Genomic DNA, 24,286 nt, shown 5'->3' with positions numbered 1-24,286 from the left:
ATTAATCGGGTGTCGGCGCAGGATCAGCCGCGCTCACCTTGCAGCCATTGCAACTGGACTTCGTGCTGACCACGGTCGTCGGTCACGAAAATCGTCCCTTCGCTGATCATCACGTCCCACTTGATAACGCGTGGCATGTCCTTGGCCAGGGTTTCCAGGACTTCCTGCGGCACGGCGGCGATGTTGACGTTTTTCAGGGTTTTGATCGCCGGGATCACTTTGGTTTCCCAGACACGCAGGCTGCCGTAGGCCAGCAGGCTGGTGCGTTCGGTGCGACGCGAGCACCAGGTCAGGCGATCGGCATCTGGCTGACCGACTTCGATCCAGTGCAGGACACGGTCGTCCAGGCTCTTTTCCCACAGAGCGGGTTCATCCACGTCTGACAGACCACGACCAAATGACAGCTGCTCGTTGTACCAGAAGGCGTAGGCCAGCAGCCGCACGGTCATGCGCTCTTCGGTTTCCGAAGGGTGACGGGCGATGGTCTGCTTCACAGTCTGGTAAACGCTGCGGTCGAGGTCGGTGAGGTTCAGTTCAAACTTGTAGGTCGTGGACGGCTGGGCCATGAACGGGCTTCTTGATACGAGGAAAGGCGGCAAGTCTAACCGATGCTGTAGGCAATCAACGAATTGAAGGCGATGAACCTTGGTCGTCTGACGTTCGGCTATGTTAAAACGCTGTATCCGCTCAGCCTTTGTCCTACAGGATCCCGCATGCCGCTTACAGGAAAACCGCTCTCAGGTTTGAAAGTCATTGAATTGGGTACGCTGATCGCCGGGCCGTTTGCCTCACGCATTTGCGGCGAGTTTGGCGCTGAAGTGATCAAGATCGAATCCCCCGACGGCGGCGATCCGTTGCGTAAATGGCGAAAACTGTACGAAGGCACTTCGCTGTGGTGGTTCGTTCAGGCGCGCAACAAAAAATCCCTGACACTAAACCTGAAACACCCTGACGGCCTGGCGATTCTGAAAAAGTTGCTGGGCGAAGCCGACATCCTGATCGAGAATTTCCGCCCTGGCGTGCTGGAAAAACTGGGCCTCGGCTGGGAGACCTTGCACGCGCTGAACCCGAAACTGGTGATGGTGCGTCTCTCCGGCTTCGGTCAGACCGGGCCGATGAAAGACCAGCCAGGTTTTGGCGCGGTTGGCGAATCCATGGGCGGTTTGCGCTATATCACCGGTTTCGAAGACCGACCACCGGTACGCACCGGGATTTCCATCGGCGACTCGATCGCGGCGCTCTGGGGCGTGATCGGCGCACTGATGGCCCTGCGTCATCGCGAAGTGAACGGCGGTCTCGGCCAAGTGGTCGACGTGGCGCTGTACGAAGCGATCTTTGCCATGATGGAAAGCATGGTGCCGGAGTTCGATGTGTTTGGTTTCATTCGCGAACGCACCGGCAACATCATGCCGGGCATCACGCCCTCCTCGATCCACACCAGCGCCGACGGCAAACATGTGCAGATCGGCGCCAACGGCGATGCGATTTTTAAACGGTTCATGCTGATCATCGGCCGCGAAGACCTGGCCAATGACCCGGTGCTGGCCAGCAATGACGGGCGTGACAGCCGTCGCGACGAAATTTATGGCGTGATCGATCGCTGGGTCAACTCACTGCCGCTGGACACGGTTATCGAACAGCTGAATCAGGCCGACGTTCCGGCCAGCCGGATCTTCAGTGCCGAAGACATGTTCAGCGATCCGCAGTACCTGGCCCGGGAAATGTTCCTGCAGGCCAAGCTTCCGGACGGCAAAGATTTCAAGATGCCGGGAATCGTGCCGAAACTCTCAGAGACACCCGGCACTTCGCAATGGGTTGGGCCGCAACTGGGCGAGCACAACGCACAGGTACTCCAGGAACTTGGCTATGACGCGACGCAGATCGCACAACTGCGCAAAGACGGAGCTATCTAAGCTGAGGCGCCTGCTTGCGTTGCCCTTTAGACCTCGCACGTCGTCCGACGCGCGGGTGACAGGCGCGTTGCTGTTGATATTTCTGCTCGGCGGCCTGGTCTCATCGGCGATGGCACAACCCAGGGAAACCCTGGTCTGGTTGATGCGAGATCTACCGCCCCTGACCATTTTCGAAGGACCGAAAAAAGGTCAAGGCGTCATCGATCAGCTGTTGCCTCTATTGATCGCCGGCATGCCGCAATACGAACACACCGTCATGCGGGTCAATCGCGCTCGCGGCTTGCAAATGCTCCACGAGCCGTCCCTGACCTGCGATGCGGCGTTGAACTGGAGCAAGGAGCGTGAAAGCTGGATCGCATTTTCCCTCCCGGTTTTTCGGGCCATGAGCAATGGTTTGGCGGTCAGACGGATAGATCAGCCGGTGCTGGAGCCCTTTATTCGGGACGCTGAAGTAGACCTGGCTGCCCTGCTGGCCAGTGGTCGCGAGAAGCTGGGGATTATTGCCGAGCGCAACTACGGCGAATACCTCGATGCATTGCTCAAACAAGCACCGCCCGGTGCGTTGACGTTGCACTACGGAAACGACGCCTTGGGCAGTCTGTTGCAAATGCAACGCCTGGGGCGCTTGCGACTGTTGTTGGGCTACCGCCCGGAAATCCGCTATCAGGCCCAACAGCAAGGGATAGCGGAAGATGAATTGCAGTTCTATCCGATTCGCGGCACCGGCAAATACCTCTCCGGCTACATCGGTTGCACCGACACTCCCAAGGGTCGGCAGGCCATCGTCGAGATCAACCAATTGCTGCGCAAAATGCCGCGCGATCATTTGAGCGAGGCCTATGCGGCCTGGCTCGATCCGGAAAGTCGCGGCGCCTATCTGGAAGAGACCCGGGCCTTTTTCGAGCATCAGGCCGGGCAGTGACAAATCGCAGGCAAAAAGAAACCCCGAGCAGTGGGGAGACAACTCGGGGTTAAACGTGGCCTACATAAAGACCCGTAACAGCAAGCGACAAGCACCGGAGCACAATGCTTGATCCTGCTGCTGTAGGGTCTGACTGATCTGTGCGCAGGAAGGTTCCCACAGATGTCACTTCAATTTCGGCTAGCCAGCATTTTGTCCTGAGCGGCATTGCGCAATGCCGCGATAACGCAAGGCTCCAGCCGTCCTTCGGCAATGAGCACGTCGCGGTGCAAGCCGTCGACGACGTCGGTCAGCAGACGTTTGTCGGTCAACTGAGCCTGATTGAAGGCCCGTTCGACGACAATGACGCCAATCGCATTTTTCAGTGTTACCAGGCATTCGCCATGGGCACCCGACGGGGACAGCGTGACCTGATACGGGCTCAGCGCTTCACCGAGCAACAGACTGATACTTTCCATCTCGATCACCACTCAATAGTCCGAAAACAAAGTGCCTGGGGCGTGCTCACCATTAGTGACCACTGGCCCGAGTAGAAAGTTCTGGATTCCAGGTACACGCGCGTCGGCGCCTCTGGTTGTTAGAGCATGCACGGCAAAGATGACAGGGAAAAAACAAGCGCATCACCCGTCGCGGCTCCGCCCCCTGTCCGTCCAGCCGCCCAACAAACCACGCAATTGGCCATCGGCGCTATAGAACGGCACCGTCCACTGGTAGATATCCCTGATACCGTTCTTGAACTGCAATTGACGCTCGCTGAACCGCGCCTTGCGCGTACTCAATTGGCTGATGAACTCGGCATGCAAACGTTCAGCAGTCGCTTTGGGCAAGACATCCAGTTCAATCAACTGTCGGCCCTGAATCTGCTCGAAACGGGTCGCCAGGCTCTCCTCGTAACTTTTGTTGCACATGATCAAACGCCCTTCCAGATCACGCACAAACATCGGATCGGGCATGGCATCCATCAAGGCGTGCTGAAAGGCGAGCTGGTCGCCGAGGCTTTTCTCCACTTCCAGCCGTTTCTTGATCAACACCGTGAAGCGACGACTCCACAGCAACGACAGCAAGCCAAACAGACTGACGAAGACCACTCCCCAGCAACCCCACTGGCTTAGCCGCTGCCATACAGTGGGCGCGTGCACCGGGCTGATACCGTCGAGCCATTTCAAGCGAATGGCGCGCAACTCGGCAGGCGGAAAAGCTTCGAGCGCTTTGTTGAGGATACTCAACAATTGCGCCTGGCCTTTGCGGACCGCCAGGTAATCGGGGTCCCACTTTCCCTCCAGGGTATGCCACACCTTAAGCTGTCCCGCGGGATAGAGATGCGCTCCGATTTCGTTTTCGATGGTGGCATACGCTTCACCGCTCTCGACCAGCGCCCGGCCTTCGGCATAGGTTTTCACCGAGCGCAACACGATCGCCGGATGGTCACGACGAATCGTCGCCTCCAGCGCATGCCTGGCCGGTAGCACCAGCACCCGTTTTGCCATTTGATCCAGAGACTCAACGACAGGCATCCCCGCGCGCCCGATCAGCACCCAGCCAGCGCCCCCGAACGAGTGACTGAAATCCATAAACGTCTTGCGCTCGTCATTCATTGCCAGCGTCGTGGTCATGTCCGCGGCTCCACTTTCCAGACGCCCCATCAACTGATCAGTGGAAAACGTCTCTTCGTGAACAAATTGCAAGCCTGTCATGGCGCTGATGCGGTTGAGCAAATCGTTGTTCAAGCCGCTCCATTGACCGAGCTCATCCTTGAACAGATACAGCGGGTACTGCGCCGACGCGACAATCACCCGAGGGTGTGCAGCAATCCATTCACGTTCTTGGGCATCGAGCTCGATCATCGCTCTGACGGCAGGCTCCGCGGACTGCGGCACTGCCAATTGCGCTGCTGTTGCCCCTTGAGCAAAACCCAGGGCAATGAGTAAAAACATCCAGCACACGGCTGGTTTTAATCCTTTGAAAAACTGCATCACCACTTCCTTGCTGTTCAACTCGTCTGTCCGTCATAGGCGGCTCTTCATTAACGAAGTGGGACAAGTGTGGCATGCAGAAACGAGAAAGCCCGTCAGGAGACGGGCTTCAAAATGTGACAGCTTTTAGCGCTTACAAGGGTTTACCACGGTTGCCATGCTGACTGACAAAGGCCTGTACAGCTTTCAGGTCGTTCGGCAACACGGTGCAACGCTCATCTCGCTCAAACAAATCAGAAAGATGTGCAGGGAGCTCAAGCGCTTTTCCTACGCCAGCCTTCTCCACCGCGTCCGGGAATTTGACCGGATGGGCCGTCCCCAGAATCACCATTGGAATATCCAGGCTACGACGGCACTCGCGCGCAGCTTTCACGCCGATGGCCGTGTGCGGGTCCAGCAATTCGCCGGTCTGCTCGTACACTTCGGCGATGGTTTCGCAGGTTTGTGCATCATCCACAGCCAGCGAATCAAACAGCTTGCGGGCTTCGGTCCAGCGCTCCTCTTCAACGCTGAAACCGCCACCCTGTTTGAAGCTGTCCATCAGGCCGGCAATGGCTGCACCGTTACGACCGTGCAGGTCAAACAGCAGGCGTTCGAAGTTCGACGACACCATGATGTCCATCGACGGTGACAGCGTGGCGTGCAGGGTTTCCTTGACGTACTGATTACCGCTCATGAAGCGGTGCAGGATGTCGTTGCGGTTGGTAGCGACGATCAACTGGTTGATCGGCAGGCCCATGTTGCGCGCCAGGTAACCGGCGAAGATGTCGCCGAAGTTGCCGGTCGGCACCGAGAACGATACCGAACGCGCCGGGCCACCCAGCTGCAGCGCTGCGTGGAAGTAGTAAACGATCTGGGCCATGATCCGCGCCCAGTTGATCGAGTTCACCGCCACCAGACGCGTGCCTTTGAGGAAGCTCTGGTCGGCGAAGCTGGCCTTGACCATTTCCTGGCAGTCATCGAAGTTGCCTTCGATGGCGATGTTGTGGATGTTCTCGCCGAAGATCGTGGTCATCTGGCGACGCTGCACTTCCGACACGCGGTTATGCGGGTGCAGGATGAAGATGTCGACGTTTTCGCAGTGCTTGCAGCCTTCGATGGCGGCCGAACCGGTGTCGCCGGAAGTAGCGCCGACAATCACCACGCGCTCACCGCGCTTTTCCAGCACGTAGTCGAGCAAACGACCGAGCAGTTGCAGGGCGAAATCCTTGAAGGCCAGGGTCGGGCCGTGGAACAGTTCCAACACCCATTCATTGCCGTTCAGCTGACGCAACGGTGCCACGGCGTTGTGCGAGAACACACCGTAGGTTTCTTCAAGGATCTTTTTGAAATCGGCGTCGGGAATGCTGCCGGTAACAAACGGGCGCATGACGCGGAAAGCCAGCTCGTGATACGGCAGGCCGGCCCAGGAGGCAATTTCTTCCTGGGTGAAACGTGGCAGGTTTTCCGGGACGTACAGACCGCCGTCGGTGGCAAGACCTGCCAGCAGGACGTCTTCGAAATTCAGGGCCGGTGCCTGGCCGCGGGTACTGATGTAACGCATGACTGACTCCAATGGACAGTGTTCGTAGTGCCGGGCCCGCAAGCGGGCCCGGTCAACGATATCGGCTTAGTTCAGGTGCTCGACGCGGATCCGTACAACCGGACCGACGACGCCCGCCAGGGCTTCGAGAGCGGCGATCGCATCGTTGATGTGCTGCTCCAGCACGCGATGGGTCAGCAGGATCATCGGCACCAGGCCGTCGTGTTCCTCGGCTTCCTTCTGCATGATCGACTCGATGTTGATGCCGCGCTCCGACAGGATGCTCGCCACCTGGGCCAACACGCCCGGATGGTCCTTGGCCTGAATGCGCAGGTAGTAGGCGCTTTCGCAGGCTTCGATCGGCAGGATTGGGTGAGCCGACAGCGAGTCCGGCTGGAAGGCCAGGTGCGGCACACGGTTTTCCGGGTCGGACGTCATGGCGCGAACCACGTCCACCAGATCAGCGATCACGGACGAAGCCGTTGGCTCCATGCCGGCGCCAGCACCGTAGAACAAGGTCGAACCGGCAGCGTCGCCGTTGACCATGACCGCGTTCATCACGCCGTTGACGTTGGCGATCAGGCGATCAGCCGGGATCAGCGTCGGGTGTACGCGCAGTTCGATACCGCTGGCGGTGCTGCGTGCAACGCCCAGGTGCTTGATGCGGTAGCCCAGCGCTTCGGCATAGTTCACGTCAGCAGTGGTCAGCTTGGTGATGCCTTCGGTGTAAGCCTTGTCGAACTGCAGCGGGATACCGAACGCGATGGACGCCAGGATCGTCAGCTTGTGGGCTGCGTCGATGCCTTCAACGTCGAACGTCGGGTCAGCTTCGGCGTAACCCAGGGCTTGCGCCTCGGCCAGCACGTCTTCGAAGGTGCGACCCTTCTCGCGCATTTCGGTGAGGATGAAGTTGCCGGTGCCATTGATGATCCCGGCGACCCAGTTGATACGGTTGGCGGACAGGCCTTCACGGATCGCCTTGATCACCGGAATGCCACCGGCCACCGCCGCTTCGAACGCCACGATCACGCCTTTCTCACGTGCCTTGGCAAAAATTTCATTACCGTGAACGGCAATCAATGCCTTGTTCGCGGTGACCACATGCTTGCCATTCTCGATGGCCTTGAGTACCAGCTCGCGGGCAACGGTATAGCCGCCCATCAGCTCTATAACGATGTCGATCTCAGGGTTCGTGGCCACTTCGAAGACATCGTTGGTAATCGCAATACCGGTCGTCTGGAACTGAGGCTTTGGCGTGCGCATGGCAATTTGTGCCACTTCGATTCCACGCCCGGCACGACGAGCAATTTCCTCGGCGTTGCGCTGAAGTACGTTGAAGGTACCGCCACCGACGGTTCCTAACCCACAGATGCCTACTTTGACCGGTTTCACTGTGAACTCCCCATAAAACGGCCGACGCAAGGTCGGCCGTGAAAACAACCGCGTGCTCGCGGTTCTCTATTAATGGCCCGGCGATGTGGCTGCCGGACCATGATCGTCAATGGCTGACCGTGACGATGCGAATTTACTTCGCGCCCAGTGCCAGTTTGGCGACTTGTGGCGCCGGCTGGTAGCCCGGAATGACCTGACCGTCGGCCAAAACGATGGCCGGTGTACCGTTCACGCCGATCGACTGACCGAGGGCGAACTGCTTGGAAACCGGGTTATCGCACTTGGCGGCCTTGATTTCCTTGCCATCGACCATTTTGTCCATGGCCGCTTTCTTGTCCTTGGAGCACCAGACCGCTTGCAGCTGTTCGTCACCCGGCGAACCCAGGCCCTGGCGCGGGAACGCAACGTAGCGCACTTCAATGCCGCGCTTGTTCAGCTCAGGCACTTCGGCGTGCAGCTTGTGGCAGTACGGGCAGGTGGTGTCGGTAAATACGGTGATGTGCGACTTGGTTTCGCCGATGGCCGGGTAGACCACGGTTTCAGCCACAGGAATGTCGTTGACCAGTTTGGAAATACCCAGGCGCTCGGTCTTCTCGGTCAGGTTGACCGGTTTGCCATCCTTGAGCTGGAACAGGTAGCCCTGAACGACATACTGGCCGTCGGCGCTGGCATACAGCACACGGCTGCCCTTGAGTTTGACTTCGTACATCCCTGGCAACGGGCTGGCCGTAATGGTTTCGACGGGCACGTCGAGCTGGAGGTTTTCCAGGCTTTTACGAATGGCTTTGTCGGCCGCGTCATCGGCGACGGCAAAGGTGCTGACCAACGCAATGGCGGCGGCGGCGAAAATCTGGGTCAGACGCATGAGAACTCCTGAAGGCGGACAAATGGGACGATCAGAACGCCCGTGCCGAAACACCGGGTCATAAACGCCCATCGTGCAAACCGGCAAAGCCTACCACATAAGGTCCGTGTGGCCGAATGCGCCTGTCGTAAGTCATCTCACTCACCGTGCACGACGCTTTTATGTAGCAGCTGGCGAAGCCTGCGTTCGACTGCGCAGCAGTCGTTAAATCAGACACTGAGGTGTATCAGTTAAACCGCGGGCTCAGGGTTTACGGCTGCTGCGCAGTCGAACGCAGGCTTCGCCAGCTGCTACACGGTCCTGTTTTAGCCACGCGGGTGATGTTTGGCGTGCAGGTCTTGCAAGCGCGCCCGGGCTACATGAGTGTAGATCTGGGTGGTGGACAAATCGCTGTGGCCGAGCAGCATTTGCACCACCCGCAAGTCGGCACCATGGTTGAGCAGGTGCGTGGCGAAAGCATGGCGCAACGTGTGCGGCGACAGCGACTTGCCGATCCCGGCGACCTTGGCCTGGTGCTTGATGCGGTGCCAGAAGGTCTGGCGGGTCATTTGCTCGCCGCGCAGACTCGGGAACAGCACATCACTGGGGCGCCCGCCGAGCAGTTCGCCACGGGCATCGCGCATGTAGCGCTCAACCCAGACAATCGCTTCCTCCCCCATCGGCACCAATCGTTCCTTGCTGCCCTTGCCCATCACCCGCAACACGCCTTGACGCAAGTTGACTTGCTCCAGGGTCAGGCTGATCAACTCGGTCACCCGCAAGCCACAGGCATACAGCACTTCGAGCATGGCGCGGTCACGCTGGCCGATCGCTTCGCTCAAGTCCGGCGCCTTGAGCAAGGCTTCAACGTCGGCTTCCGACAGGGATTTAGGCAAAGGCCTGCCCAACTGAGGCATGTCGACGCGCAAGGTCGGATCGACAGCGATCAACTTTTCCCGCAGCAGATAGCGATAAAAGCCACGCACACCCGAGAGAAATCGCGCAGTGGAACGGGGTTTGTAGTTCTGCTCCAAGCGCCAGGCCAGATGATCGAGGATCAGCTCACGACCGGCGTTGATCAGCTCCAGATCCTTCTCCTGCAGCCAACCGTTGAACAGGGCCAGGTCGCTGCGATAAGCATCGCGGGTATTGTCGGAAAGACCTTTCTCCAGCCACAGGGCGTCGAGAAACTGGTCTATCAGCGGATGATCGATAGCAGGCATGGGCGCTCTAGGCACACAGTCTCGGGACTGCGCGCGAAAAAAAGGTGAACTGTAAAAATGGCCGCTAGTCTTTCATAGCCCGCCACTTCAAGGAACAGGAGCTTCAATGAGCGAACAGCAGATTCTGTTGGTTTTTGGCGGTATCGGTGCGGCAGCGTTGGGCTGCCAATGGTTGGCCTGGCGCCTCAAGTTACCGGCGATTCTGTTTCTATTGTTGACCGGGATTCTGGTCGGGCCGGTTCTGGGTCTGCTCGACCCGCTGGAAATGTTCGGACCATTGCTGATGCCGCTGGTATCGCTGGCGGTGGCACTGATCCTGTTTGAAGGCAGCCTGACCCTGCACCTTTCAGAATGGCGCGAGATTGGCAGCGTGGTGCATCGACTGGTCACCATCGGCGCGCTCTCGACCTGGGTGGTCATTGCCGTCGCGACCCATTGGCTACTGGGGTTCGACTGGTTGCTCGCCATTCTGTTCGGCAGCTTGACGCTGGTCACCGGCCCCACGGTCATCGTGCCAATGCTGCGCGTCGTGCGGCCGAAAGCCTCGATTGCCAACATCCTGCGCTGGGAAGGCATTGTCATCGATCCAATCGGAGCCCTGCTCGCCGTGGTGGTTTACAGCTTTATCATCGCCCGCGCCTCGGGTGATGGCTGGAGCCAAAGCCTGCTGACTTTCGGTGGCGTGATTGTGTGCGGCAGCTTATGCGGGATCGCCGGGGGCTGGGTGCTCGGCACGATCATCCGACGCCAATGGCTGCCCGAATACCTGCACAACCTGGCAGCGCTCGCGGCGGTGTTGGGGATTTTCATTGCGGCCAATGAAGTCATGAACGAATCCGGATTGCTGGCGGTGACGTTGATGGGGATGTGGCTGGCCAACATGAAGGGCGTGGATGTGCGCGACATCCTGCACTTCAAGGAGAACCTCAGTGTGCTGCTGATCTCCGGGCTATTCATTCTGCTGGCCGCGCGGCTGGACTTGAACGCCTTGATTGCACTGGGGCCGCTGGTGCTGATTCTGCTGCTGATCATTCAGTTGATTGCCCGGCCATTGAACGTGATGCTTTCCACGGCGGGTTCAAGCCTGAGCTGGCGTGAACGCGCGCTGCTGGCCTGGATCGCACCGAGAGGGATTGTGGCGGCGGCGGTCTCGGCGATTTTCGCGATTCGTCTGGATGAAGCCGGCCATGAAGGTGCCTTGCTGCTGGTGCCGCTGACGTTTGCTGTGATCATCGGCACGGTGGTACTGCAAAGTGCCACGGCTCGACCGTTAGCCCGGTTATTGAAAGTCGCTGAACCAGCGCCCAGCGGCTTCCTCATCGTCGGCGCCAACGGCCCGGCGCGAACCGTGGGCAAAGCCTTGCAACAACTGGGCAGTCGAGTACTGCTGACGGATTCAAGTTGGGAGAACATTCGGGCGGCGCGAATGGACGGTCTGCCCACCTACTTCGGCAATCCGGCATCACAGCATGCCGATGCTCATCTGGATCTGGTTGGCCTGGGGCATTTGCTGACCCTGTCACCTTCGGGCGAATTGAACACGGTGGCGACCATGCGCTTTCGTCATGACTTTGGTCATCAGCGCATGTTCGGCGTAGCCAGCGGCCAGGACAGCCGCCGCACCGACAAGCATCGGGCGAGCCGCAAGCATCGTGGGCGCTTGCTCGGCAGCGAGGGAATGACCTACGGCAAACTGGCCAGTCTGCTCAGCCAGGGCGCCGAGCTCTACAGCACGCATCTGACAGAGGAATTTGATTTGGAAGACTACCGGGAACTGCACGGGGATCGGGCAACGTTGTTGTTCATCCGCGATGCCAGCGGATGGGTGCATGTGGTGACGCCTGGCAGCTCGCTGAAACCTTCGGCGGGGTGGACGCTGCTCGCGCTGATTCAGCCAGACACCGTCTGCGCCTGAGAAATCGCAGGCAACAAAAAAGCAGCCCGCAGGCTGCTTTTTTTTTGCATCGGAAGCTGGACTTAAGCCAGTTTTTCCTTGATGCGAGCTGCTTTACCGGACAGGTCACGCAGGTAGTACAGCTTGGCTTTACGTACGTCACCGCGACGTTTAACGGCCATGCTGTCGATTTGCGGGCTGTAGGTCTGGAAAGTACGCTCTACGCCAACACCGTTGGAGATTTTACGAACGGTGAATGCACTGTTTACGCCGCGGTTACGCTTGGCGATTACAACGCCTTCGAACGCTTGCAGACGTGCACGGTCGCCTTCCTTCACTTTCACCTGAACGACAATGGTGTCGCCCGGGGCAAAGGTAGGGATTTCTTTGGTCATCTGCTCTGCTTCGAGTGCAAGGATGATTTTGTTAGTCATGCTGTGCTCCTAAGGTAAATCAACGGATTTACCATCGATACGTTGTTAACTATCGTCCCGCTCGCGGATGTATTCCTCGAGCAGCTTCTTCTCTTCTCCAGAAAGCGAGCGGCTTTCCAGAAGATCGGCGCGTCGTTCAAAGGTCCTACCAAGGGACTGCTGTAAACGCCAACGCCGGATGTGCGCGTGATTGCCACTTAGCAATACGTCGGGAACACGCTGATCCGCATACACCTCCGGTCGGGTGTAGTGCGGGCAATCCAGCAAACCATCCGTAAAGGAATCTTCCTCGGCGGAGTCCGCATGCCCTAAAGCTCCAGGCAGCAGTCGTGTAACCGCATCGATCAGGACCATCGCCGGCAGCTCGCCGCCAGACAGTACATAGTCGCCAATCGACCACTCTTCATCGACATGAGCTTCAATAAAACGCTCGTCAATGCCTTCATAGCGGCCGGCAATCAGGATCAATGCATCCAGATTCGCCAACTCACGCACCGCCGACTGAGTCAGTTGACGGCCTTGGGGGGACAGGTAAATTACCTTCGCCGCCTCCCCGGCTGCTGCCTTGGCCTGAACCAGTGCATCTTCCAGGGGCTTGATCTTCATCACCATGCCCGGACCACCGCCAAATGGGCGATCATCCACAGTGTGATGTCGATCCGTCGTGTAGTCTCGCGGGTTCCAACAGGTGAGCTGCAACAGCCCCTGTTTCACCGCCCGACTGGTGATGCCGTACTCGCTGATGGCGGAGAACATCTCGGGAAACAAACTGATCACTTCTACGCGCAAGTTAGCCACGCTTAGAAATCCGCGTCCCAATCCACCTTCATCTCGCCTGCGGCCAGGTCGACAGCCAACACGCATTGCTCCGTATAGGGCAACAGACGTTCGCGATCATCCAGGCTGCCAGCGCAAGGCTTGACCACCATGACATCGTTCGAGCCAGTCTCTAACAGGTGATCGATCTTCCCGAACAATTGTCCGAGTGTGTCGATAACCTTGAGACCTTCCAGCTGGTACCAGTAGTACTCGCCGTCGGTCAGTTCAGGGAACAGGTTGCGCGGCACGCAGATCTCATAACCGGCCAGAAGACGAGCTTCTTCGCGATCATCGAGATCCTTGAGCTTTGCGACCAGGAATTTGTCATTCCCGCGTCCGCTGACCAGCTCTACCTGCTTTACATTACCGTCACGCTTGAGCGTCCAGGTTTTGTATTCCAGCAGGTTTTTAATTGGATCAGTAAAGGAGTACACCTTCACTTCGCCGCGAACGCCATGAACAGAATAAATTTTGCCAATAACGATCAAATCATCGGCAACAGCTGGCGTCGCGTTCATATTGCTCAGGCCGCAGCCTTAGCAGATTCCTTCAACAACTGAGCAACACGCTCAGAAGGTTGTGCACCAACGCTCAGCCAGTAGGCTACGCGCTCTTGGTTCACGGACAGACGGACTTCTTGACCACGAGCAACAGGGTTGAAGAAACCAACCTGTTCCTTGTGCGAACCGTCGCGCGGGTTGCGGCTGTCGGTTACGGTCAAGTGGTAAAACGGGCGCTTTTTGGAGCCGCCAAGGGCAAGACGGATTGTTAGCATGTGAACATCGTTCCTGTAGTCGGTGCTGCAAATCTAAAGGCACAGCGGGCATAGGTGCCCGAAAGGCCGCATATTCTAAGGAATATCCGGACTTTTGCAAATGACTTTTTCCGGCGGCCTATCGGACGCCATCCAGATTTGCTATAGAGCCGTCGTTGAAAACGGCCGGTCAGCTCCCGCCAAGTGCGGGTTTGCTGGAGATCCCGCATCCTTGCGGGTCTGCGCCGGTGCGATGACCGGCGCGGATTCTTTACATCTTCGGCATGCCGCCGCCGGGCAACATACCGCCCATGCCGCGCATCATTTTGGCCATTCCGCCTTTCGCGGAGAATTTCTTCATCATCTTCTGCATCTGCTTGTGCTGCTTGATCAAGCGACCGATGTCCTGCACCTGAGTGCCGGAACCCATGGCGATCCGGCGTTTGCGCGAACCACTGATCATCTCAGGGTCGCGGCGCTCGGCCGGGGTCATGGAGTTGATGATGGCTTCCATCTGCTTGAATTGCTTCTCTGCCGCACCCTGGGCGTTGCCCATCTGCGCCAGATTCACGCCGCCCATGTTCGGCAGCTTGTCCATGAGCCCGCCGAGGCCGCCCATGTTCTTCATTTGTTGCAACTGATCGCGGAAGTCTTCGAGGTCGAAGCCCTTGCCCTTCTTCAGTTTCTTGGCCAGTTTGTCGGCCTTGTCCTTGTCGAGGGTCGCTTCGGCCTGTTCGATCAGGCTGAGCACGTCGCCCATGCCGAGGATGCGTGAAGCAATACGCTCAGGGTGGAACGGATCGAGCGCTTCGCTCTTCTCGCCCATACCGATGAACTTGATCGGCTTGCCGGTGATGGCGCGAACCGACAGGGCGGCACCGCCACGGGCATCGCCGTCGACCTTGGTCAGGATCACACCGGTCAGCGGCAGCGCATCGCCGAAGGCCTTGGCCGTGTTGGCGGCATCCTGGCCGGTCATGGCGTCAACCACGAACAGGGTTTCAACCGGGTTGATCGCGGCGTGCAGCGCCTTGATCTCGCCCATCATCTCTTCGTCGATGTGCAGGCGACCGGCGGTATCGACGATGACCACATCAATGAACTTAAGCTTTGCTTCTTTTATAGCCGCTTGCGCGATGTCGACCGGCTTCTGGCTCAGGTCGGACGGGAAGAAGGTAACGCCGACTTCACCCGCGAGCATTTCCAGCTGCTTGATCGCCGCCGGACGGTAAACGTCCGCGGACACGACCATGACCGACTTCTTCTTGCGCTCCTTGAGGAAGCGCGCAAGTTTGCCGGCGGTGGTGGTTTTACCCGCGCCCTGCAAGCCGGCCATCAGGATCACGGCGGGTGGAACGGCGCTCAGGTTCAGGTCTTCGTTGGCCGCGCCCATCAGGCTTTCGAGCTCGGCCTGGACGATCTTCACAAAGGCCTGGCCCGGCGTCAGGCTGCGCGACACCTCGGTGCCGACAGCGCGTTCCTTGACCGAGTTGACGAAGTCTTTGACCACGGGCAAGGCGACGTCAGCTTCGAGCAACGCCATGCGCACTTCACGCAGGGTGTCTTTGATGTTGTCTTCGGTCAGCTTGGCCTTGCCGGTGACATGGCGCAGCGTCTGCGAGAGACGGTCGGTTAAGTTTTCAAACATTGCGCGATCCTTTCAGGCCCTGTGTAGACCGGGATAATGGCGGCCCAGACCGGAATAAACATGTGCTCGGCGAGCCTGCGGCGTGGGCAGGTCGCGGATTATAGCGAAGACTGCGTCTGGCGGACACCTCGCACTTTCGTGCCGCGGGGGTTCTATGCCAAACTCAGCGCCTTTCGGGCCTGCCTAACAGGATTTATGCTCCCCTTGTCACCCAGTTTGCTTACTACCCTCGCCGCCGCCTGCTTATATGCCGCTGCGACTCTTTATCAGGGCTCTCGTCTGGCCACCGGCGCCAAGGCGAACAAGCGCCTGCTGGTCACGCTCGGCGTGCTGGCCGTCCTGGCTCACAGCGCCAGCCTGTTCACCCATCTGCTGACGCCGATCGGCCTGGGCCTGGATTTTTTCAGCGCCGCCAGCCTGATTGCCGCAGCGGTCATCGCACTGACCCTGCTGGCCTGCTCACGGATCCCGGTGGAAAACCTGCTTATATTGCTCTTCCCGCTGGGGGCCGCGACCGTGTTGCTGGCGCAGCTCGCCCCGGCCGGCACCGTACAGGTCATCGACGAAGAACCGGGCATCCTCGCCCATATTCTCTTGTCGATCCTCGCTTACGGCATGTTTACCATTGCGGTGTTCCAGTCGTTGTTGCTGCTGGTTCAGGACCATCAGCTCAAGCACAAACATCCGTCAGGGCTGATCAAGAACTTCCCGCCGCTGCAAACCATGGAAAGCCTGCTGTTCGGCTTCCTGTGGGCTGGCTGGACCCTGCTATCGTTGTCGTTGATCTCCGGCTGGTTGTTTGTCGACAACCTGTTCGCCCAGCACCTGGTGCATAAAACCTTGCTGGCGTGCCTGGCCTGGGTTGTCTTCAGCGTGCTGCTGTGGGGCCGTAACCGCCTCGGTTGGCGCGGCCACAAGGCGATTCGCTGGACCCTCGCCGGTTTCTGCCTGCTGATGCTGGCGTATTTCGGCAGCAAGCTGGTTCGTGAATACATCCTGCATATCTGACGAGCGGCATTAATGGACGACTTGCCCATAGGGCCGATGCTCGCGGTATTGGCCCTGCTGATTTTATGGTCGGGGCTGTTTACCGCTATCGAAGTGGCACACCAGCATTTGCTGGCCCAGCGGACCGCATCGCGCTCGAGCGACAAACCGGTGGCGAAGCTGAGCTTTCCACTCAACAGCCTGATCTTCTGCAATACCCTGTGCCGCGCGCTGGTCATGGTCATCAGCACCTTGCTGGCGATCTTCACCTGGTCGGCCAATGGTCCGTGGGCTGCCTGCATCGGCGCCGGCGCCGCGCTGCTGATATTCGCTGACTACCTGCCACGCACCCTCGCCACTCTCTATCCGGACGCCGTGCTGAACCTGGGCAACACCTTGCTCGGCGCGCCCCTGAAAATCATCTACCCGCTCGCCTGGATGCTCAATGGCATCAGCCAGTTGCTGATGCGACCGTTCGGCCGCAAAGTCAAAGTGGTGCAGCAGAGCGAAGACGAAATGCCCACGGATCGCCATGACGATCAGGACCACGGCGTCTGCCGCCCGCATCCACTGTCCGGCATCCACGCGCTGGACAACATCACGGTCAACGACATTCTGGTGCCGCGCAGCGACGTCGACGGCATCAACCTCGACGACCCGATTGAAGAAATCATCGAGCAGTTGCGTCATAACAAGCGCACGCGCCTGCCGGTATTCCACAGCGATATCAACCAGGTCGAAGCCGTCCTCAACACCCGGCACATCCGTCACTTGCTAGGCGATGCAAGCTTGACCCTGGATGCGCTGATGGCGGCCAGCCACGACCCTTATTTCGTACCGGAAAGCACGCCGCTGCAGCTGCAGCTGCTGAATTTCCACAAGCAGCAGCGACGCTTGGGCATGGTGGTCGACGAGTACGGCGAAGTGCTCGGTATCGTGACCCTGGAAGACATTCTTGAAGAGATCGTCGGCGAGTTCGAAAGCCAACACAGCCTGAAGAATCCGCACATTCATCCACAGGCCGACGGGCGCCTGGTGATCGAAGGGGCGGCATCGATTCGCGAACTGAACAAGAGCCTGGGCTGGCATTTACCCAGCGATGGTCCAAAAACCCTTAACGGGTTGGTGACCGAGGCCCTGGAGACCATTCCGGACAGCGCCGTATGCCTGAAGATCGGACGCTATCGCCTGGAGATTCTGGAAACCGAAGATAACCGTGTCACGCGGGTGCTGATCTGGCATACCAGCTCAGTGCCAGCAATCCTCTAGCCTCAACCCCTGTAGCAGCTGCCGAAGGTTGCGTCCGGCTGCGCAGCAGTCGTAATACCGGACAATGCGGTGTTTCAGGGCGTCCGCGTGTACAGGGTTTACGACTGCTGCGTAGCCGGACGCAGCCTTCGGCAGCAGCTACAAGGATTTGCGCTTGTTTGATCGTTAGCAGCCTTCCTATAATCGAGTCGCTTACCCAAGCCCCGCCTTACTCCAGTGCTACCCGCACTCTGCGTTAAGCCCACATCCCTGGGTGTTCGACCATAATAATTCGCTCCACTGGGGCACATGACTGTCAGGGATAACCGCATGACGACCAGCACGACTTACACCCAAACCACACCTGCACAACCGACCAACTCCGCCACCCGCGTGGCCACCGCGAGTTTCATCGGTACCGCCATCGAGTTTTACGACTTCTACGTCTATGCCACGGCGGCCGCACTGGTGATCGGTCCGGTGTTCTTTCCGCAGACCTCCGGCACCGCGCAAATGCTGTCGGCATTCCTAACTTTCGGCATCGCCTTTCTTGCACGACCACTGGGCTCAGCGCTGTTCGGCCACTTCGGTGACCGTATCGGCCGAAAATCGACACTCGTTGCCTCGCTGCTGTTGATGGGCGTCTGCACCACGTTGATCGGCGTGTTGCCGGGCTACGACAGCATCGGTGCCTGGGCGCCGATCCTGCTTTGTGTGCTGCGCTTCGGCCAAGGCCTGGGACTGGGCGGCGAATGGGGGGGCGCGGCGTTGCTGGCGACCGAGAATGCCCCCAAGGGCAAACGCGCCTGGTTCGGCATGTTTCCGCAGCTTGGCCCTTCGATTGGCTTTCTGGCGGCGAACGGCCTGTTCCTGACACTGGCCATGACCCTGAACGACGAGCAATTCCGCTCGTGGGGCTGGCGCATTCCGTTCCTGCTCAGCGCCGCACTGGTCATGGTCGGCCTGTATGTGCGTCTCAAACTCCACGAAACCCCGGTGTTCGCCAATGCCATGGCCCGCCAGGAAAGGGTGAAAATCCCGCTGATCGAGTTGCTCAGCCAATACTGGGCGCCGATGCTGTTGGGTGCCGGCTCGATGGTCGTGTGCTACGCGCTGTTCTACATCTCGACCGTGTTTTCGCTGAGTTATGGCGTGTCGACCCTCGGCTATACCCGTGAAACCTTCCTCGCCTTGCTGTGCTTCGCAGTGCTGTTCATGGCGGCAGCCACCCCACTGTCGGCGTGGGCCAGCGACCGGTATGGACGCAAGCCAGCGCTGATCATCGGCGGCGTGCTGGCGATTCTGTCGGGGTTCTTGATGGAGCCGCTACTGACCCACGGTTCGACCTGGGGCGTGGCATTGTTCCTGTGCATCGAGCTGTTTCTGATGGGCGTGACGTTTGCGCCGATGGGTGCGCTGTTGCCTGAGCTGTTTCCGACTCACGTTCGCTACACCGGCGCATCGGCAGCGTACAACCTGGGCGGGATCGTCGGGGCCTCGGCGGCACCGTTCTTCGCACAGAAACTGGTGGCGATGGGGGGACTGAGTTATGTCGGCGGGTATGTGTCGGGGGCGGCGGTGCTGAGCTTGATTGCGGTGCTGTGCCTGAAGGAAACGCGTCACAACGATTTGAATCGGGTGGCCTGATAGAAGATCGTTCCCACGCTTTGCGTGGGAACGATCAGAGAGGAAGTTTACAGCTCTACAACAACAGCCTGAGAAGCACGGGTCGCCTTGGCGCGAGCCGCATCAATCGACTCATCACGCGCCAACGCCACGCCCATCCGGCGCTGACCGTTCACTTCTGGCTTGCCAAACAAACGCAACGCCGTGTCCGGCTCGCTCAACGCAGCACCCAGGTTAGCGAAAGCGGTCTGGGTCGACTGCCCTTCCACCAGAATCACCGCAGAAGCCGAAGGACCGAACTGACGGATCAATGGGACCGGCAGGCCCAGAATTGCCCGTGCGTGCAGCGCGAACTGCGACAGGTCCTGGGAAATCAAGGTGACGAGGCCCGTGTCATGCGGACGCGGCGACACTTCACTGAACCACACCTGATCGCCTTTGATGAACAACTCGACGCCGAAAATTCCACGACCGCCCAAGGCTTCAGTCACGGCTTTGGCAACACGCTCGGACTCAGCCAGGGCAACCGGGCTCATGGCTTGTGGCTGCCAGGATTCCTGATAGTCGCCTTTCTCCTGACGGTGACCGACTGGCGCGCAGAACGTGGTGCCGCCCACATGACGCACGGTCAGCAGGGTAATTTCGTAGTCGAAGTCGATGAACCCTTCGATGATCACCCGACCTTTGCCGGCACGACCGCCTTCTTGCGCGTAATCCCAAGCGGTCTTCACGTCATCGGCACTGCGCAGCAGGCTCTGGCCTTTACCCGACGAGCTCATGACCGGTTTGACTACACAAGGGAAACCGAGGTCTTCGACCGCTTTGCTGTAGTCCTCGAAGGTATCGGCGAAGTGGTACGGCGAGGTCGGCAGGTCCAGCTCTTCGGCGGCCAGGCGACGGATACCCTCGCGGTTCATGGTCAGCTGTGCAGCGCGAGCAGTCGGGATCACGGTGAAGCCTTCGGCTTCCAGTTCGACCAGGGTGGCCGTGGCGATGGCTTCGATTTCCGGCACGATGAAGTGCGGCTTCTCGGCTTCGATCACTGCACGCAGGGCGGCGCCGTCGAGCATGTTGATCACATGGCTGCGATGGGCGACTTGCATGGCGGGTGCATTGGCGTAGCGATCCACGGCAATCACTTCAACGCCCAGGCGTTGCAGCTCGATCACCACTTCCTTGCCCAACTCACCACAGCCACACAGCAATACGCGGGTCGCGGTTGGCGACAATGGAGTTCCGATACGGGTCATCTCAGGTCCTCAAGAAGCGGATCATCGAGGGATGCGCCACGCGCTTCCCATGGGGAGAAAGCGCGGCATTTTACATGAACCTGAGGGTTTGGCTTCAGCTGACGACGGCCTGTTTGCGCAAGCGCCAGGCCATGATCAGCCACACGGCGGTCACGCCCGCGAACTTCGAGCCCATGGCCGTGAGGATCACGGCCGGGGTGAACGCGTCGATCATGCCAAAGAAGATGAAGGTATCGAGGGGAATGCTCAGCGCCGAACTTATCCACAGGCGGTCGTGCAGCGGGCGCTTGGTGATGCTGAACACCAGCCAGTCGATGCACTCGGACACGGCAAACGCCGTGGCGCTGGCCAAGGCAATGGACGGATCGGAGGTGACATAGGACAGGACCAGCGCCGCCAGCATCGCGGCGATGGCGCCGTGACCGAAACGGGTCTGCACCATGTCGCGCAACACGAACACCAGACCACCCCAGGCCGACCAGATGATGTCCAGGTGCGGAGCGGTGGAGAAGGCGTAGTTGATCAGCACGACGCTGCTGATGTAAGCGATCAGGAAGAGCATGGGGCGTGGGGATACCTGTCAATTTGGCGAACAGATTACTTCAGCCCTGCCCAACAACCAAACCCGAACACGAACCTGTAGCAGCTGGCGCAGCCTGCGTCCGGTTGCGAAGCAGTCGTAAAATCAGGCCATTGAGTCATTCAGGCAAACCTCACGTTCAGGATCTACGACTGCTACGCAGCCGGACGCAGCCTCCGGCAGCTGCTACAGGTCCGGGGTTTTACCGATCATCCAGACCAGCCCGCTGGACTTGGCCCGTTCATGACACAACCCCAACACCGCGCGGCGCTCGTCGTTGGTCATCCGGCTCCAGCGGGTAATCTCTTCCACCGTGCGCTGGCACCCGGTGCAAATATCATCCTCGTCCAACGCGCAAATGTTCACGCAGGGCGATAGCACCGGTCGTTCAGTGGCGCTCATTCTTCCTGCTCGACCAGATCACGGGCATAGCGTTGCGAGTTATGCACATAGTGAGCGGCGCTGGCCTCCAGCATCTTCTTCTGCGGCTCGGTCAGCTCACGCACCACTTTGCCCGGCGAGCCCATGACCAGCGAACCGTCCGGGATTTCCTTGCCTTCGCCGATCAGCGAATTGGCGCCAATGATGCAGTTTTTGCCGATTTTCGCGCCGTTGAGAATCACGGCATTGATACCGATCAAGCTGTAGTCGCCCACGGTGCAACCGTGAAGCATGGCATTGTGGCCGATGGTCACGCCGGTGCCGATGGTCAGCGGGAAGCCCATGTCGGTGTGCATCACGGTGCCGTCCTGGACGTTGCTGTTCTTGCCGATCAGGATCAGTTCGTTGTCGCCGCGCAGTACGGCGTTGAACCAGACATTGGCACCCTCTTCCAGTTTGACCTTGCCCACCAGTACGGCATTGGGTGCGACCCAGCTCTGCGGGTGGGTTTCGACGCGGGCGTCGCCCAGGCGATACTTCATCTTGTTGTCCTCAAGGCCAGGCAGGCTTATGCACAGCACGGTTCACGCCATACGAACGATGGCTTCAGGTGTTGATAAAACTCTTGGGCGGTTGATGCAGGCTGATTTTCGCGTCATAGAGCAGATTGATCAACTCGACGATCATAATCGCGGTGAGGCCCCAGATTTTGTATTCGCCATACCGATAGCTCGGAACGTACCAGCTACGGCCCTGGTAATCGATGCGATGGGTGTGTTCGCGCGGGTCCTTGCGGAAAAACTCGAGCGGCACGCTAAAGACGGCGGCGATCTCGGCATCGTTGGCCCGGTACTCGACAAAATCCGGAATCACCCCGACATAGGGTGTGACCTTGATACCGTGCAGGGAGATCAGCGGGCTAAGCGGGCCGATCACTTCAACCAGACCCGGCGGCAAGCCAATTTCTTCTTCGGCCTCACGTAGCGCGGTGAAAATCAGGTCGGGGTCCTCGGGATCGCGACGACCACCGGGAAAGGCCACTTCGCCACCATGGGTCGAGAGCCCGCTGGCGCGCAGGGTCAGAACCAGTTCCGGCTCATCACTGCGAGTGATGGGCACCAGTACCGCAGCTTCCGGGAAACGCTTGTCGGTTTCCAGTGTGCGAGGGGTGTGGTTACTAACTCGATGCAGTAGCTCGTCCAGCATGAGACTTCTCGATTTATTCGCTACTTTGCATCATGCACCAATCGAACCGAGCGCCCAACCCCATAACCATTGCATGTCGCTAAACGACAACTTGCCGACAGACACCGCCGCACGCCAAGATAGGCGCAGCATTCAGGAACCCAAGCATGAAATTTTGCAGTCAGTGCGGCAACCCGGTGACCCAGCGCATTCCCGAAGGCGATTCGCGCCTGCGATTTGTCTGCGACAGCTGTCAGGTGATTCACTACCAGAACCCCAATATCGTCGCTGGCTGTGTCGCGACCTGGGGCTCGAAAGTGTTGCTGTGTCGACGTGCCATCGAGCCACGACTCGGTTACTGGACCCTTCCAGCCGGCTTCATGGAAAACGGTGAAACCATCGAGCAGGCGGCTATTCGCGAAACAGCCGAAGAAGCCTGTGCACGGGTGCGCAACCTGAAGATCTATACGCTGATCGACGTACCCCACATCAGCCAGGTGCATGTATTCTTTCGCGCAGAGCTGGCGGACCTGGACTTTTCTGCCGGTCCGGAGAGCCTGGAGGTGCAGCTTTTCGATGAAGCCGACATCCCTTGGTCCGAGCTGGCTTTCCGCACAGTGGGCCGTACCCTAGAATGCTTCTTCGCTGACCGACGGACCGAGGTCTACCCCGTGCGTTCCGAGTCGATCCCGCCGCTCGCTCAGCCTGCCAATACTTAAAAAACACCTATAACTAAAAATAGCCGACACCTCCTAGGGATATCGTTTCAATGCGCTGGTTGCTTGCCCTGTTTTGCTTGTCGTTCGTCACGGTATCCCAGGCTTCTGCCGCGGGAACCCTGAACGGCAAAGCCATCGATAAAATTCTGGTCATCAAGTCCACCCACCAATTGCAATTGATCAATGACGGCCAGCCGCTCAAGACCTATCGCATTTCCCTGGGTAAACGCCCCAAGGGGCCGAAGCTGATGGAGGGCGACAAACGCACCCCGGAAGGCTTCTACTGGGTGGATTGGCGCAAGACCAGCGACAACTTCAACCTGGCGATGCACATCTCCTACCCGAACATCAGCGACTCTGCGCGCGCTCGACGCGAAGGCGTCGCACCGGGTGGCATGATCATGATCCACGGAACTCCAGACACTGAAGACACCCCTGAAGACCTGTTCCACACCCTGGACTGGACCGACGGCTGCATTGCCATGCGCAACATGGACATGCGTGAAGTCTGGAACCTGGTGCCGGACGGCACGATGATCGAAATCCGCCCGTAATCCGGACTATCAGTAGAAGCGCTGCATCCATCAATTCGCAGACAATAAAAAACCCGCTGAAATCGCTTTCAGCGGGTTTTTCGTTTAAGCGCTTGAAGGATCAGAAATCCTCTAACCGCCACACCTCATAAGCCGGCGTCTCGTAGGGATGGCTCTCTTTCAGCGCCAACACCACCGCCCGAATCAACTCATCGCTGACCACCAGCTCAACCTTCCATTCCTCAACCTGCTCGACCTGCCCCGCTTCGCCAATGAACGGCTGACTACCATCCAACGGCCGAAACTGGCCGAGGCCGAGCACTTGCCAGGCGCAATGGTCGTAAGCGCCGATCCGTCCGCCACCGGCGGCGAATACGGCACTCTTCACGTCTTCGACGTGACTGGCTGGAACAAAAAAGCTGAGCTTGTACACAGCTGT

General features: G+C 58.9%; 26 protein-coding genes. 8 read left to right on the top strand and 18 right to left on the bottom strand.

Translation table 11 applies throughout. The features are described 5' to 3' along the window. Positions 1-23: 23 nt before the first annotated feature. Complete coding sequence (locus tag LOY55_RS05080; RefSeq protein ID WP_046029054.1) at positions 24-566, bottom strand: YaeQ family protein; 543 nt, start codon at positions 564-566, stop codon at positions 24-26. Positions 567-713: 147 nt separating this feature from the next. Between LOY55_RS05080 and LOY55_RS05075 the strand changes: the two genes are divergently transcribed. Further along, on the top strand, positions 714-1,913 hold the full coding sequence (locus tag LOY55_RS05075) for a CaiB/BaiF CoA-transferase family protein (RefSeq protein WP_046029052.1): 1,200 nt from the start codon (positions 714-716) through the stop codon (positions 1,911-1,913). 109 nt (positions 1,914-2,022) lie between these two features. Further along, complete coding sequence (locus LOY55_RS05070; RefSeq protein ID WP_408980992.1) at positions 2,023-2,835, top strand: TIGR02285 family protein; 813 nt, start codon at positions 2,023-2,025, stop codon at positions 2,833-2,835. Between the two features lie 170 nt (positions 2,836-3,005). Here the strand turns inward: LOY55_RS05070 and LOY55_RS05065 are convergent, their stop codons facing one another. The 6 genes from LOY55_RS05065 to xerD form a co-directional block, all read right to left on the bottom strand. Beyond that, a complete protein-coding gene (locus LOY55_RS05065; RefSeq protein WP_046029048.1) occupies positions 3,006-3,293 on the bottom strand; it encodes a DUF3509 domain-containing protein in 288 nt (95 codons plus the stop codon). Positions 3,294-3,455: 162 nt separating this feature from the next. Further along, on the bottom strand, positions 3,456-4,808 hold the full coding sequence (locus LOY55_RS05060) for a transporter substrate-binding domain-containing protein (RefSeq protein ID WP_223523804.1): 1,353 nt from the start codon (positions 4,806-4,808) through the stop codon (positions 3,456-3,458). 133 nt (positions 4,809-4,941) lie between these two features. Further along, positions 4,942-6,351 carry a threonine synthase gene (gene thrC, locus LOY55_RS05055; protein ID WP_077430817.1) on the bottom strand — a complete coding sequence of 470 codons (1,410 nt, stop codon included), beginning with the start codon at positions 6,349-6,351 and terminating at the stop codon, positions 4,942-4,944. A 66-nt stretch (positions 6,352-6,417) separates the two neighbouring features. Next, positions 6,418-7,722, bottom strand: a complete 1,305-nt coding sequence (locus tag LOY55_RS05050) for a homoserine dehydrogenase (RefSeq protein WP_046029043.1) — start codon at positions 7,720-7,722, stop codon at positions 6,418-6,420. Positions 7,723-7,855: 133 nt separating this feature from the next. Beyond that, entirely contained in the window at positions 7,856-8,587 is a 732-nt protein-coding gene (gene dsbC / locus LOY55_RS05045) for a bifunctional protein-disulfide isomerase/oxidoreductase DsbC (RefSeq protein WP_046029041.1), read from the bottom strand. A gap of 305 nt (positions 8,588-8,892) precedes the next feature. Then, a complete protein-coding gene (gene xerD / locus LOY55_RS05040) occupies positions 8,893-9,789 on the bottom strand; it encodes a site-specific tyrosine recombinase XerD (RefSeq protein WP_046029039.1) in 897 nt (298 codons plus the stop codon). Between the two features lie 106 nt (positions 9,790-9,895). On the opposite strand from xerD, the gene LOY55_RS05035 reads away from it, so the two are divergent. Further along, entirely contained in the window at positions 9,896-11,704 is a 1,809-nt protein-coding gene (locus LOY55_RS05035) for a sodium:proton antiporter (protein WP_223523801.1), read from the top strand. 62 nt (positions 11,705-11,766) lie between these two features. Here LOY55_RS05035 and rplS read toward each other — a convergent pair whose 3' ends face one another. The 5 genes from rplS to ffh form a co-directional block, all read right to left on the bottom strand. Continuing rightward, positions 11,767-12,117 (bottom strand): 50S ribosomal protein L19, encoded by a 351-nt coding sequence (rplS, locus tag LOY55_RS05030; RefSeq protein WP_030139558.1) that lies wholly within the window; start codon positions 12,115-12,117, stop codon positions 11,767-11,769. A 45-nt stretch (positions 12,118-12,162) separates the two neighbouring features. Next, positions 12,163-12,915, bottom strand: a complete 753-nt coding sequence (trmD, locus tag LOY55_RS05025; RefSeq protein WP_010463006.1) for a tRNA (guanosine(37)-N1)-methyltransferase TrmD — start codon at positions 12,913-12,915, stop codon at positions 12,163-12,165. A gap of 2 nt (positions 12,916-12,917) precedes the next feature. After that, positions 12,918-13,454 (bottom strand): ribosome maturation factor RimM, encoded by a 537-nt coding sequence (gene rimM, locus LOY55_RS05020; protein ID WP_109786040.1) that lies wholly within the window; start codon positions 13,452-13,454, stop codon positions 12,918-12,920. Positions 13,455-13,459: 5 nt separating this feature from the next. After that, entirely contained in the window at positions 13,460-13,711 is a 252-nt protein-coding gene (gene rpsP / locus LOY55_RS05015; RefSeq protein WP_003198088.1) for a 30S ribosomal protein S16, read from the bottom strand. Positions 13,712-13,961: 250 nt separating this feature from the next. After that, the gene (gene ffh, locus LOY55_RS05010; protein ID WP_034149000.1) at positions 13,962-15,338 is read right to left on the bottom strand and encodes a signal recognition particle protein; all 1,377 of its coding nucleotides are present in this window, start codon (positions 15,336-15,338) and stop codon (positions 13,962-13,964) included. A gap of 195 nt (positions 15,339-15,533) precedes the next feature. On the opposite strand from ffh, the gene LOY55_RS05005 reads away from it, so the two are divergent. The 3 genes from LOY55_RS05005 (at position 15,534) to LOY55_RS04995 (ending at position 19,220) form a co-directional block, all read left to right on the top strand. Continuing rightward, positions 15,534-16,346 carry an inner membrane protein YpjD gene (locus LOY55_RS05005; protein ID WP_046029026.1) on the top strand — a complete coding sequence of 271 codons (813 nt, stop codon included), beginning with the start codon at positions 15,534-15,536 and terminating at the stop codon, positions 16,344-16,346. Positions 16,347-16,358: 12 nt separating this feature from the next. Continuing rightward, the gene (locus LOY55_RS05000; RefSeq protein ID WP_223523798.1) at positions 16,359-17,594 is read left to right on the top strand and encodes a transporter associated domain-containing protein; all 1,236 of its coding nucleotides are present in this window, start codon (positions 16,359-16,361) and stop codon (positions 17,592-17,594) included. A 309-nt stretch (positions 17,595-17,903) separates the two neighbouring features. Continuing rightward, positions 17,904-19,220, top strand: coding sequence for an MFS transporter (locus tag LOY55_RS04995; RefSeq protein WP_223523795.1), 1,317 nt, complete (start codon positions 17,904-17,906; stop codon positions 19,218-19,220). Positions 19,221-19,267: 47 nt separating this feature from the next. Here LOY55_RS04995 and purT read toward each other — a convergent pair whose 3' ends face one another. The 5 genes from purT to LOY55_RS04970 form a co-directional block, all read right to left on the bottom strand. Beyond that, positions 19,268-20,449: a formate-dependent phosphoribosylglycinamide formyltransferase gene (gene purT / locus LOY55_RS04990; RefSeq protein ID WP_109786042.1), complete on the bottom strand. Its 1,182-nt coding sequence runs from the start codon at positions 20,447-20,449 to the stop codon at positions 19,268-19,270. A gap of 94 nt (positions 20,450-20,543) precedes the next feature. Further along, complete coding sequence (locus tag LOY55_RS04985) at positions 20,544-21,011, bottom strand: VUT family protein (RefSeq protein ID WP_008151608.1); 468 nt, start codon at positions 21,009-21,011, stop codon at positions 20,544-20,546. Between the two features lie 204 nt (positions 21,012-21,215). After that, a complete protein-coding gene (locus LOY55_RS04980; protein ID WP_077430820.1) occupies positions 21,216-21,431 on the bottom strand; it encodes a DUF1289 domain-containing protein in 216 nt (71 codons plus the stop codon). Further along, a complete protein-coding gene (locus LOY55_RS04975; RefSeq protein WP_034154816.1) occupies positions 21,428-21,952 on the bottom strand; it encodes a gamma carbonic anhydrase family protein in 525 nt (174 codons plus the stop codon). The genes LOY55_RS04980 and LOY55_RS04975 overlap by 4 nt, the downstream gene beginning before the upstream one ends. Positions 21,953-22,016: 64 nt before the next feature. Continuing rightward, positions 22,017-22,616: a CoA pyrophosphatase gene (locus LOY55_RS04970; RefSeq protein ID WP_007944856.1), complete on the bottom strand. Its 600-nt coding sequence runs from the start codon at positions 22,614-22,616 to the stop codon at positions 22,017-22,019. Positions 22,617-22,762: 146 nt separating this feature from the next. On the opposite strand from LOY55_RS04970, the gene LOY55_RS04965 reads away from it, so the two are divergent. Both LOY55_RS04965 and LOY55_RS04960 read left to right on the top strand, forming a co-directional pair. Further along, positions 22,763-23,314: an NUDIX hydrolase gene (locus LOY55_RS04965; protein ID WP_109786043.1), complete on the top strand. Its 552-nt coding sequence runs from the start codon at positions 22,763-22,765 to the stop codon at positions 23,312-23,314. Between the two features lie 50 nt (positions 23,315-23,364). Continuing rightward, the gene (locus LOY55_RS04960; protein ID WP_046029007.1) at positions 23,365-23,868 is read left to right on the top strand and encodes a murein L,D-transpeptidase family protein; all 504 of its coding nucleotides are present in this window, start codon (positions 23,365-23,367) and stop codon (positions 23,866-23,868) included. Positions 23,869-23,968: 100 nt separating this feature from the next. Here the strand turns inward: LOY55_RS04960 and LOY55_RS04955 are convergent, their stop codons facing one another. Then, the gene (locus LOY55_RS04955; RefSeq protein ID WP_046029005.1) at positions 23,969-24,280 is read right to left on the bottom strand and encodes a YqfO family protein; all 312 of its coding nucleotides are present in this window, start codon (positions 24,278-24,280) and stop codon (positions 23,969-23,971) included. Positions 24,281-24,286: the final 6 nt, after the last annotated feature.

The sequence above is a fragment of the Pseudomonas sp. B21-040 genome, from assembly GCF_024748695.1.
Taxonomy (GTDB): Bacteria; Pseudomonadota; Gammaproteobacteria; order Pseudomonadales; family Pseudomonadaceae; genus Aquipseudomonas.
This window is presented reverse-complemented; position numbering and strand designations above follow the sequence as displayed.

Bases quoted from the DNA above. Each gene is read 5' to 3' on its own strand.
- LOY55_RS05080 (WP_046029054.1), bottom strand. From the start codon at position 566: ATGGCCCAGCCGTCCACGACCTACAAGTTTGAACTGAACCTCACCGAC.
- LOY55_RS05075 (WP_046029052.1), top strand. From the start codon at position 714: ATGCCGCTTACAGGAAAACCGCTCTCAGGTTTGAAAGTCATTGAATTG.
- LOY55_RS05070 (WP_408980992.1), top strand. From the start codon at position 2,023: ATGGCACAACCCAGGGAAACCCTGGTCTGGTTGATGCGAGATCTACCG.
- LOY55_RS05065 (WP_046029048.1), bottom strand. From the start codon at position 3,293: ATGGAAAGTATCAGTCTGTTGCTCGGTGAAGCGCTGAGCCCGTATCAG.
- LOY55_RS05060 (WP_223523804.1), bottom strand. From the start codon at position 4,808: ATGCAGTTTTTCAAAGGATTAAAACCAGCCGTGTGCTGGATGTTTTTA.
- thrC (WP_077430817.1), bottom strand. From the start codon at position 6,351: ATGCGTTACATCAGTACCCGCGGCCAGGCACCGGCCCTGAATTTCGAA.
- dsbC (WP_046029041.1), bottom strand. From the start codon at position 8,587: ATGCGTCTGACCCAGATTTTCGCCGCCGCCGCCATTGCGTTGGTCAGC.
- xerD (WP_046029039.1), bottom strand. From the start codon at position 9,789: ATGCCTGCTATCGATCATCCGCTGATAGACCAGTTTCTCGACGCCCTG.
- LOY55_RS05035 (WP_223523801.1), top strand. From the start codon at position 9,896: ATGAGCGAACAGCAGATTCTGTTGGTTTTTGGCGGTATCGGTGCGGCA.
- rplS (WP_030139558.1), bottom strand. From the start codon at position 12,117: ATGACTAACAAAATCATCCTTGCACTCGAAGCAGAGCAGATGACCAAA.
- rimM (WP_109786040.1), bottom strand. From the start codon at position 13,454: ATGAACGCGACGCCAGCTGTTGCCGATGATTTGATCGTTATTGGCAAA.
- rpsP (WP_003198088.1), bottom strand. From the start codon at position 13,711: ATGCTAACAATCCGTCTTGCCCTTGGCGGCTCCAAAAAGCGCCCGTTT.
- ffh (WP_034149000.1), bottom strand. From the start codon at position 15,338: ATGTTTGAAAACTTAACCGACCGTCTCTCGCAGACGCTGCGCCATGTC.
- LOY55_RS05005 (WP_046029026.1), top strand. From the start codon at position 15,534: ATGCTCCCCTTGTCACCCAGTTTGCTTACTACCCTCGCCGCCGCCTGC.
- LOY55_RS05000 (WP_223523798.1), top strand. From the start codon at position 16,359: ATGGACGACTTGCCCATAGGGCCGATGCTCGCGGTATTGGCCCTGCTG.
- LOY55_RS04995 (WP_223523795.1), top strand. From the start codon at position 17,904: ATGACGACCAGCACGACTTACACCCAAACCACACCTGCACAACCGACC.
- purT (WP_109786042.1), bottom strand. From the start codon at position 20,449: ATGACCCGTATCGGAACTCCATTGTCGCCAACCGCGACCCGCGTATTG.
- LOY55_RS04985 (WP_008151608.1), bottom strand. From the start codon at position 21,011: ATGCTCTTCCTGATCGCTTACATCAGCAGCGTCGTGCTGATCAACTAC.
- LOY55_RS04980 (WP_077430820.1), bottom strand. From the start codon at position 21,431: ATGAGCGCCACTGAACGACCGGTGCTATCGCCCTGCGTGAACATTTGC.
- LOY55_RS04975 (WP_034154816.1), bottom strand. From the start codon at position 21,952: ATGAAGTATCGCCTGGGCGACGCCCGCGTCGAAACCCACCCGCAGAGC.
- LOY55_RS04970 (WP_007944856.1), bottom strand. From the start codon at position 22,616: ATGCTGGACGAGCTACTGCATCGAGTTAGTAACCACACCCCTCGCACA.
- LOY55_RS04965 (WP_109786043.1), top strand. From the start codon at position 22,763: ATGAAATTTTGCAGTCAGTGCGGCAACCCGGTGACCCAGCGCATTCCC.
- LOY55_RS04960 (WP_046029007.1), top strand. From the start codon at position 23,365: ATGCGCTGGTTGCTTGCCCTGTTTTGCTTGTCGTTCGTCACGGTATCC.